We start from the raw sequence: 12,800 nt of genomic DNA on the forward strand, positions 1-12,800 counted from the left end.
GAAAACTCGTGAACCCGCAGGCCGCATGCGTGGCAGTGTGGTTCGGCGACACGGGCGAGGGGTCAGCGAGATTGTCGACACGAAAAACGAGGGGAGTGAAGACGACTTGCGTCTCAGAAAAGCCACGGCCCTGATTTTGCTCGCCGCGCTGCCCGCCTGTTCCCAGGCGTCCGGTACGGCCCGCGACAACGAGGCGGAAGCACAGGTGCGAGCACAGCCGGAAGCCAGGGGGCGGGCCACGGCCGAGGCTACGGCCGAGGCCAAGGTCAACGGCCTGCTCGGCATCAAGGAGTCGCCGTCCTGCGAGGTCACGGCCAAGCTCATCCCGTCCTGCGGCGCGTGGTGGGGGATCGCGCCCGAGATCTTCACGGGGTTGCCGCCGGACAAGGCGCTGGAGCGGGCCGAGACGCGGATGGGCCGCACCGCCGACGTCCTGCACGTCTACCACCGCGGCAAGGAGCTGTTCCCGAACAGCAGAGAGGTCGGGCTCGCCCGCGACCCCGACGACCCCAGGCTGCTGCTGATCAACTGGAAGCCGTCATTCGACCACACCTGGGCCGCGATCGCTGACGGGGCGCTCGACAAGGGCATCGACCGGCTGGCCGACCACATCAGGAAGACCTTCCCCGAGCGGTTCTTCCTCACCGTCCACCACGAGCCGGAGGACGACGTCAGGCCGAACCCGGGCTCGGGCATGACGGCCGCCGACTACGCCGCGATGTACCGCCACGTCGTGCAGCGGCTGCGCGAGCGGGGGGTCAAGAACGCGGTGACGGTCATGACGTACATGGGCGCGCCCAACTGGGCCTCGCAGTCGTGGTTCGAGCAGCTCTATCCCGGCGACGACGTGGTCGACTGGGTGGCGATGGACCCCTATGCCGATGCCAGGGTCCGCGACTTCGACGGGCTGGTCAACAAGACCCGCAAGGACTACCCGCGCTGGCCTGGCTTCTACCGCTGGATGCAGTGGCGCTTCCCCGGCAAACCCATCATGATCGCGGAGTGGGGCGTGTTCTCCTCCGGCCGCAAGCGCGCCTTCTTCGAGTCGGTGCGCGCGCAGGTCACGCGCTATCCGCAGATCAAGGCGCTGGTCTACTTCGACTCTCCGCACGCGCCGAGGGGCGACACCAGGTTCGACACCGACCCGGCGGCCGCCCATGCCTTCACGGCACTCGCAGAGGATCCTCACTTCTCCGCGACGCGCGTGCCGCGACCATGAGCGCCGCGCCGCCGAGGACGGCCGCCGCGCCCACGATCCACAGCGTGACCGTGTTGGGCACGTTCAGGAGCTTGAGCGCCGAGGCCAGCAGCACCACGGCCAGCAGCGCCCTGATCGCGCCGCTCGGCGCCCACGCCGAGATCCGCGCGCCGAGATAGACGCCGGGGATCGAGCCGACGAGCAGCGAGAGCGTGAGGTCGAGCTGGAAGTCGCCGAAGAACAGGTGGCCGAGCGCCGCCGCGCCGACGAGGGGTACGGCCTGCACGAGGTCGGTGCCCACGAGCTGGTTGGCCTTGAGCGCGGGGTAGAGGGCCAGCAGCGCCACGATGATCAGCGATCCTGAGCCGACGGAGGAGACGCCGACGACCACACCACCGACGATACCGACCAGTACAGTCGGAATCGGACGCACGACAACATCGCGGGCGCTCGACGAGCCCCCCTTGTCGCCGAGCCAGGTCTTCAGCACCAGGCCCGCCACGGCCAGGAGCAGCGCGACGCCCAGTGCCACCTTCACCGCCTGCTGGACGGCGGGGCCGTCGCCGAACGCCCTGACCAGGAAGACCCCGCTGAAAGCGGCCGGCACCGAGCCCGCGCACAGCCAGCCCACCAGGCGCAGGTTGACGGTGCCCCTGCGCAGGTGGACCAGGCCGCCGACCGGCTTCATGATCGCCGAGGCGACCAGGTCGCTGGAGACCGCGGCCAGCGGGGGCACGTTGAAGAAGAGCATCATCATGGGCGTCATCAGCGCGCCGCCGCCCATGCCGGTCAGCCCGACGATGATCGCGACCAGGAACGACCCGACGACCAGCGGGAGATCGATCACCGCACCCATCCTCCGCTCCTGAGCGTGTCCATGACCCGCGTGACGGCGGCCCCGATCGAGAGGTGCGTGGTGTCGATGACCAGGTCGGCGTCCTCCGGCTCCTCGTAGGGGTCGGAGATGCCGGTGAACTCGGGGATCTCGCCCGCGCGGGCCTTGGCGTACAGGCCCTTGCGGTCGCGGCGCTCGCACTCCTCCAGCGGCGTGGACACGTGGACGAGCAGGAAGTCGGCGCCGACGGACTCGACGAGCGCGCGCACCTCCTCGCGGGTGGCGGCGTAGGGCGCGATGGGCGCGCAGATGGCCAGGCCGCCGTGCCGCGCGGCCTCGGCGGCGACGAAGCCGATGCGGCGGATGTTGAGGTCGCGGTCGGCCTTGGAGAAGGTCAGCCCCTTGGACAGCAGGTGGCGCACCACGTCGCCGTCGAGGTAGGTGACGGTGCGGGTGCCGAGCTCCAGCAGCGCGTCGCGCAGGCCGCGGGCGATCGTCGACTTGCCCGAGCCCGACAGGCCGGTGAAGAACACCACGACGCCCCTGCGGTGGGGAGGGCCCGGCAGCGTCACGGGCTCGGGTCCTGCCAGGTGCTCGGCCGCGCCGTAGGCGGCGGCGACGTGCTCGCGCAGCTCCAGGTCGATCTCCTGGTCGTCGCGGGGGGCGAGGGGCACCGAGACCACGATCGTGTCCTCGGGCAGCTTCTCGCGGGCCTTCAGCGCGGCCCTGACCACCGCGGGGCCGCCTTCGCCGTACGCCAGGGGGAGCAGCAGGACGACGCCGTCGAGCTCCTCGGCGACGGCCATGATCTCCTGCGTGCTGAGGTCGTCGAGCAGGCCGCGCATGGTGACGGCCAGCGCGGGGCGGCCCGCCAGCTCCTCGCGCACCTCGGCGGGATGGCGGCGCAGGCCGGCGAAGGGGCCGTGCTCGGCCGCGCCGAGCGTCTCGACGGGGCCCGCCACCAGGTCGTCGTGCCCCGTTTCCGCCACCGTGAGCACGGCGAGCGGCACGCCCTCGGGGTCGAGCAGCGTGACCCGGTCTCCCTGCTTGGCCTCGGGGACGCGCAGCGTCACGGGCGCGGGCCACGGGGTGCCGTCGGCGAGGGTGCCGCGCTCTTCGACCTCGTGGAGGTCGTCATGGCCGAGGAAACCGGTCAGCGGGTGGAAGGCTCCGGAGAGCAGCAACTCCAGGTCGGCGAGTTCGCGAGGGTCGGGGGTCCACTGGAGGTTCGCCGTCATCGCTCCACATTTCCGGTCGACTTAGTGGGATAACCTTACCCGGGTCACAGCAGCCGGGCGAAATGATTCTGGGGCTTCCTGATGACCATCGTCACCTCGTCGTACGAAGAGGTGAACCTGCCGCGCGACAGCGTGTCGACCAGGCGCACCATCGCCGAGCCGACGCGTCCCATGGCCGGGCCGCCGGTCGAGGCCACGTCGTCGCTGATCAACAGGCCGCGCATCAGGCAGAAGGCGCGCATGCCCTCGCGGGAGGAGACCGGCTCGAACACGGCGGGCAGCGGGCCCGTGCCCTCGCCGTTCGACAGACGCGGCCACAGCAGGCGGCGCAGCCACCCGGGGGTGAGGCGGTCGCACAGGCCGTAGGCGGTGGACCTGTCGCGCATGCGCAGCAGCAGCAGGCCACCGGGGCGCAGGCCGTTGAGCAGGCGGTCGAGGACGAGTTCGGCGTGCTGGATGCGCTCGACGAGGAAGGTGACCTGGATGGCGTCGAACGAGCGCGGCGTGACGGGGACCGAGCGCAGGTCGCCGAGCGTCCACGCGTCGAGCGCCCAGGAGTCGGGCGCAGCGCGCTCGGGCATGGCCGCCCTGATGACGGGCAGGTCCTCGTCGATGCCGATCACCCTGGTGTCGATCCCGTCGAGGGCGGGCGGCGGGTCGTGGGCGCACCCAGCGATGAGCAGGTCGAGCCTGCGCTCCAGTTGCTCGGTCCACTGCTCGCGGATCCGCTGCTCGAAGAGGTCGCCTCTGGCGACCGACCTGACGTCAGCCATGTCACCCAGAGTAATCATATGAACTCGACCTGTTATGTATTTCCCACCCCTTCGCGCGGGGTCCAACGGGCGTGCGGCAGCGGCGGTGGAAGTAGTCTGGTCGGACAGACCCCCGCGACCCCACTCGGCCGGGGGTAGTCGTGTTGCCGTCGTGGGGCTTGAGAGCGTATCTGATGAGTCTTTCCGGACTGCTTGACCTTGTCTCCGCCGACCCGAAGCTGACCGCCGCCCTGAAGCAGGGCGGCGATGTTTCGCTGATCGCGCCCGCCGCGCTGCGCCCTTTCGGGGTGGCCGCGCTGGCCGAGCACGACCGGCGCACCGTTCTGGCCGTCACCGCGACGGGCCGTGAGGCCGAGGACCTGGCGGCCGCGCTCACCAGCCTCATCGAGCCCGGCACCGTCGCCGTCTTCCCCGCGTGGGAGACGCTGCCGCACGAGCGCCTGTCGCCGCGCAGCGACACCGTGGGCCAGCGGCTGGCCGTGCTGCGGCGGCTCGCGCACCCGGTGGAGGGCGACGCGACGGCCGGCCCGCTGTCGGTGATCGTCGCGCCGGTCCGCGCGCTGCTGCAGCCGATCGTCAAGGGCCTGGGCGACCTGGATCCGATCCGCCTCAAGGCGGGCGCCGACGCCGACCTCGAGGACGTGGTCGCGCGGCTGATCCAGAACGGTTACGCCAGGGTCGACATGGTCGAGAAGCGCGGCGAGGTGGCCGTGCGCGGCGGCCTGCTCGACGTGTTCCCCCCGACGGAGGAGCACCCGCTGCGCCTGGAGTTCTGGGGCGACACGGTGGAGGAGATCCGCTGGTTCAAGGTCGCCGACCAGCGCTCTCTCGAGGTGGCCGACGACGGCCTGTTCGCGCCGCCGTGCCGCGAGCTGCTGCTGACCGACGAGGTCAGGGCCAGGGCGGCCGAGCTGGCCCGCGAGCACCCGTCGCTGGCCGAGGTGCTCGACCAGCTCGCCGAGGGCATGCCGGTGGAGGGCATGGAGGCGTTCGCGCCCGTGCTCGCCGGCGAGATGGACCTGCTGATCGACCACCTGCCGTCGGCGTCGGCGGTGTTCGTGTGCGATCCCGAGCGCATCAGGGGCAGGGCCGAGGAGCTGGTCAGGACCAGCCAGGAGTTCCTCGAGGCGTCGTGGATCAACGCGGCGGCCGGCGGCGAGGCGCCGATCGACCTCGACGCGGCCGCCTTCCGCACCCTGGAGGAGGTACGCGAGCAGGCCGACTCGCTCGGCCTGCCGTGGTGGACGCTGGCGCCCTTCGGCGAGGGCGTCGAGCTCGACGCGCACGACAGCGAGTCCTACCGGGGCGACACCCAGAAGGCGCTGGCCGATATCAAGGGCTGGCTGGGCGAGGACAAGGCCGTCGTGCTGCTCAGCGAGGGCATGGGCTCGGCCGAGCGGATGGTCGAGCTGCTCAAGGGCGTGGACGTGCCCGCCCGGCTGTCGCGATACCTGGACGGCGCGCCGGAGCCGAAGGTCGTGCACGTCTCGACCGGTCTCATCGAGCACGGCTTCGTGACGCCGGGGCTGGCCGTACTGACCCATCTGGACCTGGTGGGGCAGAAGGCGAGCACCAAGGACATGCGGCGGCTGCCCAGCAGGCGGCGCAACATGGTCGACCCGCTGCAGCTCAAGGTCGGCGACCACGTGGTGCACGAGCAGCACGGCGTGGGTCGCTACATCGAGATGGTACAGCGCACCGTGCAGGGCGCCACCCGTGAATACCTGGTCATCGAGTACGCCAAGGGCGACCGGCTCTACGTGCCGACCGACCAGCTCGACGAGGTGACCCGCTACGTCGGCGGCGAGGCGCCCACGCTCAACAGGATGGGCGGCGCCGACTGGGCCAAGGCCAAGTCGCGGGCCAAGAAGGCGGTCAAGGAGATCGCCGGGGAGCTGATCCGCCTCTACAGCGCGCGGATGGCCAGCCCAGGGCACCCCTTCGCGCCCGACTCGCCGTGGCAGAGGGAGATGGAGGACGCCTTCCCCTACGCCGAGACCGGGGACCAGCTGGAGGCCATCGACGAGGTCAAGCGCGACATGGAGCGGGCCGTCCCGATGGACAGGCTGGTCTGCGGCGACGTCGGCTACGGCAAGACCGAGATCGCGGTGCGGGCGGCGTTCAAGGCGGTGCAGGACGGCAAGCAGGTCGCGGTGCTCGTGCCGACGACGCTGCTGGTGCAGCAGCACCTGTCGACGTTCAGCGAGCGCTTCTCCAGCTTCCCCGTCAGCGTCAAGCCCGTCTCCCGGTTCCAGACCGACGGCGAGGTCAAGGCGACCCTCGAAGGGCTCAGGGCCGGGCAGGTCGACCTGGTGATCGGCACGCACCGGCTGCTCAGCCCCGAGGTGCGCTTCAAGGACCTCGGCCTGATCATCATCGACGAGGAGCAGCGTTTCGGCGTCGAGCACAAGGAGGCCATGAAGCACCTGCGCACGCAGGTGGACGTGCTGGCGATGTCGGCCACGCCGATCCCGCGCACGCTGGAGATGGGCCTGACCGGCATCCGCGAGATGTCGACGATCCTGACCCCGCCGGAGGAGCGGCACCCGATCCTGACCTTCGTCGGACCGTACGACGAGAAGCAGCTCACCGCGGCGATCAGGCGCGAGCTGATGCGCGACGGCCAGATCTTCTTCGTGCACAACAGGGTCGCCTCGATCAACAGGGTCTCGGCCAGGCTGAAGGAGCTGGTCCCCGAGGCGCGCATCGCGGTGGCGCACGGCCAGATGAACGAGCACCAGCTCGAGAAGATCATGGTCGGGTTCTGGGAGCGCGAGTTCGACGTGCTCGTCTGCACGACGATCGTCGAGTCGGGCCTCGACGTGCCCAACGCCAACACGCTGATCGTGGACAGGGCCGACAACTACGGCCTGTCGCAGCTCCACCAGCTGCGCGGCCGCGTCGGCCGGGGCCGCGAGCGCGGCTACGCCTACTTCCTGTACCCGCCGGAGAAGCCGCTCACCGAGACCGCGCACGAGCGCCTGGCCACCATCGCCCAGCACACCGAGATGGGCGCGGGCATGTACGTGGCGATGAAGGACCTGGAGATCCGCGGCGCGGGCAACGTCCTCGGCGCCGAGCAGTCGGGGTTCATCGCAGGTGTCGGCTTCGACCTGTACGTCAGGCTCATGGCGGAGGCGGTCCAGGAGCAGAAGGCCAAGCTGTCGGGCGTCGAGGTCGAGGAGGAGCACCACGACGTCAAGGTCGAGCTGCCGATCAACGCGCACATCCCGCACGACTACGTCACCTCCGAGCGGCTGCGGCTGGAGGCCTACAAGCGGATCGCCGCCATCACCGCCGAGATCAACATCGACGAGGTGCGCGACGAGCTCACCGACCGGTACGGCAAGCCGCCCGTCGAGGTCGACAACCTCCTGGAGGTGGCGCGCTTCCGGCTCAAGGCCCGCAGGGCCGGGCTGACGGACGTGACGCTCCAGGGCCAGAACATCAAGTTCGGCCCCGCCGTGCTGAAGGAGTCGCAGCAGGTCAGGCTGGACCGCCTCTACAAGAAGGCGATCTACAAGCAGGCCGCGGAGACGCTGCTGGTCCCCGCGCCGAAGACCAAGCCGCTCGGCGGGGTGCCGCTGCGTGATCTGGAACTGCTGAAATGGTGCTCCGACCTGGTCGAGGTCATGTTCCTCGAACCGGCGAGGGTAAAGTGACTCCACGAAACGCGCTCGGGCAGCGTGATCGATCGCGAAGGGATCAAGGGTGAAGTCGATTCGAGTGGCCGTCGCCGCCGCCGCGCTGGCTGTCGCGGTGAGCGCCTGTTCGTCGCCCGTCGAGGCCGGAGCCGCGGCCATCGTCGGCAACGAGCGCATCGCGGCCAGCGATCTCAACACGCACGTCAAGCAGCTCGAAGAGGCGCTTGCCAAGGCCAAGATCCCGCAGTCGCAGCTGCAGTTGCCCGTCACGCAGTACGCGCTGCTGCAGATGGTCAACGTCGAGCAGTTCAGGCAGCTGGCCGACAAGGCCGGCGCCAAGGTCACCGACGGCGAGATCGACCAGTTCATCGCCGCGCAGGGCGGCCTGGCCGCGCTGGAGCAGAAGACGCTCGCCCAGGGTGTGCCGCCGGGCTACACCCGCCAGTGGCTCGGCACCTCGATCGCCATCTCCAAGCTGATGCAGCAGTACGGCGGCGGCACCGACCAGGCCGCCCAGCAGCGCGGCCAGGAGAGGCTGGTCAAGGAGGCCGCGGACATCAAGATCACCTACAGCCCCCGTTACGGCACCTTCGACCCCAGCAAGGGCTTCGTCGACGCGGGCCGCTTCGGCAAGCTGTCCCCAGCCGCCCAGGGCTGAGATGCCGCTCGTCGTCGTCACGACCTCGCCGCGCGTCGCGCCGGGGGTGCTCAGCCACCAGGCGTGGCGGGCGCTGGCCTCGGGGCGGGTGCTGACCGCCTCCGAAGACCACCCGCAGCTGCCGTACCTGGCGGAGGCGGGCATCGAGGTGGAGGTGGTCGTCCCCGACCACGCCGCCCTCGTACGGCAGGCCGTCGACGACACGGTGGTCTGGCTGGCCACCGAGGACGAGCACTTCATGCGCGCCGTCGGCCACGCCGCCCTCGCGCTCGACGAGCCACCGGTGATCGAGGTCGTTCCCGGCTCCTACGACCTGCCGGGCGCCCGCGTCCTCGACCTGGTCGCGGTGATGGACAGGTTGCGCGCCGAGTGCCCGTGGGACCGCAAGCAGACCCACGCCACCCTCGTGCCCTACCTGATCGAGGAGGCCTACGAGGTCCAGGAGTCCGTCGAGCGGGGCGACTACGCCGAGCTGCGCGAGGAGCTCGGCGACGTGCTGCTGCAGGTCGCCTTCCACTCGCGGGTGGCCGAGGGCTTCGACATCGACGACGTGGCCGACGCGATCGTCACCAAGCTGGTGCGGCGCCACCCCCACGTGTTCGGCAGCGTGATCGTCGAGAACGCCGACGAGGTCAACGCCAACTGGGAGGCCATCAAGGCCACCGAACGTGAGGGCAAGGACCTGTTCGACGGCGTGCCGATGGGCCAGCCGGCCCTGTCGCTCGCCGCGCAGCTGATCCGCAGGGCCGAGGGCGTGGGCGCGCCGGAGAGCCTGGCCCACGCCGTCGGCCAGGGCGTGGCCAGGGAGCTGTTCGACCTGGTACGGCGGGCGCAGCAGGCGGGGCTCGACGCCGAGGCCGAGCTGCGGGCCGCGGCCAGGACCTACCGCGACCGGGTGGAAGCCTGGGAGTCCCGGTAGCGAACGCCCTTCCCTGATGCCAGGATCGTCCGGCATGGGGGAATTGAGGCGATTGCATGCGGGTGAGCCCTCCGAGGTAGGTGATTATCGCCTGCTCGGCGGGATCGGCGACGGCGGTCAGGGCTCGGTGTTCCTGGGGGAGGGACCCGACGGCCGCAGGGTCGCGGTGAAGATCCTGCACGCCAGGCTGCTCGGCGACCAGCACGCCAAGCGCAGGTTCCTGCAGGAGGGCGCGACGGCCGCCAGAGTGGCGGCGTTCTCGACGGCCAAGGTGATCGAGACGGGGCTCGTGGCGGGCCGGCCGTACATCGTCAGCGAGTACGTCGAGGGCCCTTCGCTGCAGGAGCTGGTCACCAGGCAGGGGCCGCGCTCCGACAGCGCGGTGGAACGGCTGGCGGTTGGCACGGCGGCCGCGCTGGCCGCCATCCACCGGGCGGGCATCGTGCACCGGGACTTCAAACCCAGCAACGTGCTCATCGGCCTCGACGGGCCACGGGTGATCGACTTCGGGATCGCCAAGGCCGTGGACGCGGGGACCACCGCCTCCAGCGTGGTCGGCACACCCGGCTACATGTCGCCCGAGCAGATCGCCGGGGAGCCCGCAGGTCCCGCCTCCGACATGTTCGCGTGGGCGACCACCATGGCCTTCGCCGCCACGGGCAAGGCGCTGTTCGCGGGGGAGTCGATCCCCGCGGTGATGCACCGCATCCTCACCGCGCAGCCCGACCTGAGCGGGATCGGCGAGCCGCTGCGTTCCCTGCTGGCGGCGTGCCTGGACAAGGACCCCGGCGCCCGGCCGTCCGCCGACGACGTGCTGCAGTCCCTGCTGGACGGCTCGACGTCCGACGACGCCTTCCACGCCAGAGCCGCGGCCGCCGCCCGCAGGCCTTCCCGTCATGGCCGTCACACGGCCCCCGCGCGGCGGCGGCGGTCTGTCCTGGTCGCAGGGGTGGGTGTCGCGCTGGTCGGGGGACTGGCCCTCGGACTCGCGTGGCAGGGCGACCGGGCGTCCACGAGCTCAGGGGGTGGCAAGGTCGTCACCAGCGCGTCGCCCGCCTCCGAGTTCGGCAGGCGCCTCGGCGGACCGTTCGGTGAGAGCGAGGTGAGCGCGCTGGCCGTCGGAGAGCTCAACGGGTCGGCCGTCGTGGCCGCCGCCGAGGTGAAGACCGCCAGGCTGGGCGTGTGGGACCCGGTCAAGGGCAGACTGCTGGCCCGCGTGCCGCAACGCGTCGGCGGCGTAGGCTCGCTGGCCTTCGCGTCCGCGGGCGATCGGCCTGCGCTGGTCTGGGCCACCCCCGACGGCCTGGCGCACTGGTGGTACCCGGGCGGATCCACGCCCGTGCGGTCGACGCGCGTCTGCAAGAAACAACCCCACATGGCGGTCGTCCAGCGGCCGGAGGGCGACCGGGTGGTCGCGGGCTGCGAGGAGGGCCGGATCCAGGCGTGGGACCTGGCGACCGGCAAGCCGTCGGGCAAGTGGTCCTTCCTCGCCCGTGGGGTCACGAGCGTGTCGTCGGCGGGCGACGGCGAGACCGTGTTCGCCGTCGGCCTCGACGGCCGGGTCCAGCGGTGGAAGCCGTGGGCCGAGCAGCGGCCCGAGACGATCACCTGGGTGGGCGCCGCCGCCGTGCACGCCGTCGACCGGCGGATGCTGGCCGTACAGGGGCGAGCGGGGCTGGACGTCGTCGACTTCGACAGCGGCCGGCGGATCTGCGCGGTCGGCTCGCCCCCGTCCCGGCTGGCCACCAGCAGGAACCTGCTGGTCGGGGCGGACGACGGCGTGCGCGTGTGGAACCTGCGGACCTGCGAGCCCTTCGCCACCGTGACCGACTCGGGCCGGGTCGGCGTCCTCGCCACCGGGGACGCCGGCCTCCGGTCGTACGCGGTCGCCAGCGTCGCCGGCGAGGGCCTGGTGTTGTGGAGCCTCGATGACGTACCAGCTGGCAAGGGTCGATAGGCTTTCACAGCAAACCGCCCTTCGACTCTAGGAGCGCCTGACGTGGCTTCCATCGAGGCCGTTTCCGCCCGCGAGATCCTCGACTCCCGGGGCAACCCGACCGTCGAGGTCGAGGTCCTCCTCGACGACAACAGCACAGGCCGAGCAGCGGTGCCCAGCGGCGCCTCCACCGGCGCGTTCGAGGCCGTGGAGCTCCGCGACGGCGACGAGCGCTACGGCGGCAAGGGCGTCGAGAAGGCCGTGCTCGGCGTCACCGACGAGATCGCCGACGAGATCCTCGGGATCGACGCCGACGAGCAGCGCATCATCGACCAGATCATGATCGACCTGGACGCCACGCCCAACAAGGCCAAGCTCGGCGCCAACGCCATCCTCGGCGTGTCGCTGGCCGTGGCCAAGGCCGCGGCCGACAGCGCCGACCTGCCGCTGTTCCGTTACATCGGCGGTCCCAACGCGCACGTGCTGCCCGTCCCGATGATGAACATCCTCAACGGCGGTGCCCACGCCGACACCAACGTCGACATCCAGGAGTTCATGATCGCGCCGATCGGCGCCGAGACGTTCCGCGAGGCCGTCCGCGTCGGCACCGAGGTCTACCACGCGCTCAAGGGCGTGCTGAAGGAGAAGGGCTACGCCACCGGCCTGGGCGACGAGGGCGGCTTCGCGCCCAACCTGCCGTCCAACCGCGACGCCCTCGACCTGATCCTCGTCGCGATCGAGCGCGCGGGCTACACCCCCGGCGAAGACGTGGCGCTCGCGCTCGACGTGGCCGCCTCCGAGTTCCACAAGGACGGCGTCTACACCATCGACGGCAAGGGGCTGTCGGCCGAAGAGCTGATCGCCTTTTACGCCGAGCTGGTCGAGTCCTACCCGCTGGTCTCCATCGAGGACCCGCTCGACGAGAGCGACTGGGAAGGCTGGAACAAGATCACCAAGGCGCTCGGCGACAAGGTGCAGCTCGTCGGCGACGACCTGTTCGTGACCAACCCCGAGCGGCTGGCCCGCGGCATCGCCGAGGGCACCGCCAACGCGCTGCTGGTCAAGGTCAACCAGATCGGCACGCTGACCGAGACGCTCGACGCGGTCGACCTGGCCCACCGCAACGGCTACCGCTGCATGATGAGCCACCGTTCCGGCGAGACCGAGGACACCACGATCGCCGACCTCGCCGTGGCGACCAACTGCGGCCAGATCAAGACGGGCGCGCCCGCGCGCTCCGACCGGGTCGCCAAGTACAACCAGCTGCTCCGCATCGAGGAAATCCTCGACGACGCCGCGCGTTACGCGGGTCGCGCGGCTTTCCCGCGGTTCCGGCGCTAGTTTCTAGTACGGCCCGGCGTCAGGTCTCGGGCACCTCCCCGAGACCGACCCGCCGGGCCCGCTCGAACTTCCCGAGCCTCGGGCGTCCGCCTCGTTCCCACCGAACGGGACGGCCGACCGAGCGACCCCCTGGATCATCGGGTGGGGGATCGTCGGGTGGGCCACCGGCTCCGGGCGGCGGCCGACTCCGTGGGGGGTGAGCCGAACACCCGAGACGTGGGCGACGGGCAGGGGAGGCGGTCGCGGCCCGGGGTAGGG

9 protein-coding genes are annotated in these 12,800 nt (G+C 71.0%); 6 read left to right on the top strand and 3 right to left on the bottom strand.

Annotated features, from left to right (window positions below; all coding sequences use genetic code 11):
• The first annotated feature begins 106 nt into the window (after nt 1–106).
• On the top strand, nt 107–1,219 hold the full coding sequence (locus ACFXJ8_RS05640; RefSeq protein WP_379642629.1) for a glycoside hydrolase family 26 protein: 1,113 nt from the start codon (nt 107–109) through the stop codon (nt 1,217–1,219).
• Here the strand turns inward: ACFXJ8_RS05640 and ACFXJ8_RS05645 are convergent.
• The 3 genes from ACFXJ8_RS05645 to ACFXJ8_RS05655 are packed head-to-tail and all read right to left on the bottom strand — an operon-like array spanning nt 1,164 to nt 4,044.
• On the bottom strand, nt 1,164–2,045 hold the full coding sequence (locus tag ACFXJ8_RS05645; RefSeq protein ID WP_379642630.1) for a sulfite exporter TauE/SafE family protein: 882 nt from the start codon (nt 2,043–2,045) through the stop codon (nt 1,164–1,166). The two genes, ACFXJ8_RS05640 and ACFXJ8_RS05645, sit on opposite strands and share 56 nt — an antisense overlap.
• The gene (gene cysC, locus ACFXJ8_RS05650) at nt 2,042–3,271 is read right to left on the bottom strand and encodes an adenylyl-sulfate kinase (protein ID WP_379642631.1); all 1,230 of its coding nucleotides are present in this window, start codon (nt 3,269–3,271) and stop codon (nt 2,042–2,044) included. Before cysC ends, ACFXJ8_RS05645 begins: the two co-directional genes overlap by 4 nt.
• Nucleotides 3,272–3,315: 44 nt before the next feature.
• Nucleotides 3,316–4,044, bottom strand: coding sequence for a methyltransferase domain-containing protein (locus ACFXJ8_RS05655; RefSeq protein ID WP_379642632.1), 729 nt, complete (start codon nt 4,042–4,044; stop codon nt 3,316–3,318).
• Between the two features lie 173 nt (nt 4,045–4,217).
• On the opposite strand from ACFXJ8_RS05655, the gene mfd reads away from it, so the two are divergent.
• The 5 genes from mfd to eno are packed head-to-tail and all read left to right on the top strand — an operon-like array spanning nt 4,218 to nt 12,542.
• Entirely contained in the window at nt 4,218–7,706 is a 3,489-nt protein-coding gene (gene mfd, locus ACFXJ8_RS05660) for a transcription-repair coupling factor (RefSeq protein ID WP_379642633.1), read from the top strand.
• Between the two features lie 49 nt (nt 7,707–7,755).
• On the top strand, nt 7,756–8,346 hold the full coding sequence (locus tag ACFXJ8_RS05665) for a SurA N-terminal domain-containing protein (protein ID WP_379642634.1): 591 nt from the start codon (nt 7,756–7,758) through the stop codon (nt 8,344–8,346).
• A gap of 1 nt (nt 8,347) precedes the next feature.
• A complete protein-coding gene (locus ACFXJ8_RS05670; protein WP_379642635.1) occupies nt 8,348–9,265 on the top strand; it encodes a MazG family protein in 918 nt (305 codons plus the stop codon).
• A gap of 34 nt (nt 9,266–9,299) precedes the next feature.
• On the top strand, nt 9,300–11,222 hold the full coding sequence (locus ACFXJ8_RS05675; protein WP_379642636.1) for a WD40 repeat domain-containing serine/threonine protein kinase: 1,923 nt from the start codon (nt 9,300–9,302) through the stop codon (nt 11,220–11,222).
• A gap of 42 nt (nt 11,223–11,264) precedes the next feature.
• Nucleotides 11,265–12,542 carry a phosphopyruvate hydratase gene (gene eno, locus ACFXJ8_RS05680; RefSeq protein WP_379642637.1) on the top strand — a complete coding sequence of 426 codons (1,278 nt, stop codon included), beginning with the start codon at nt 11,265–11,267 and terminating at the stop codon, nt 12,540–12,542.
• Nucleotides 12,543–12,800: the final 258 nt, after the last annotated feature.

The sequence above is a fragment of the Nonomuraea sp. NPDC059194 genome (assembly GCF_042754765.1).
Taxonomy (GTDB): Bacteria; Actinomycetota; Actinomycetes; order Streptosporangiales; family Streptosporangiaceae; genus Nonomuraea.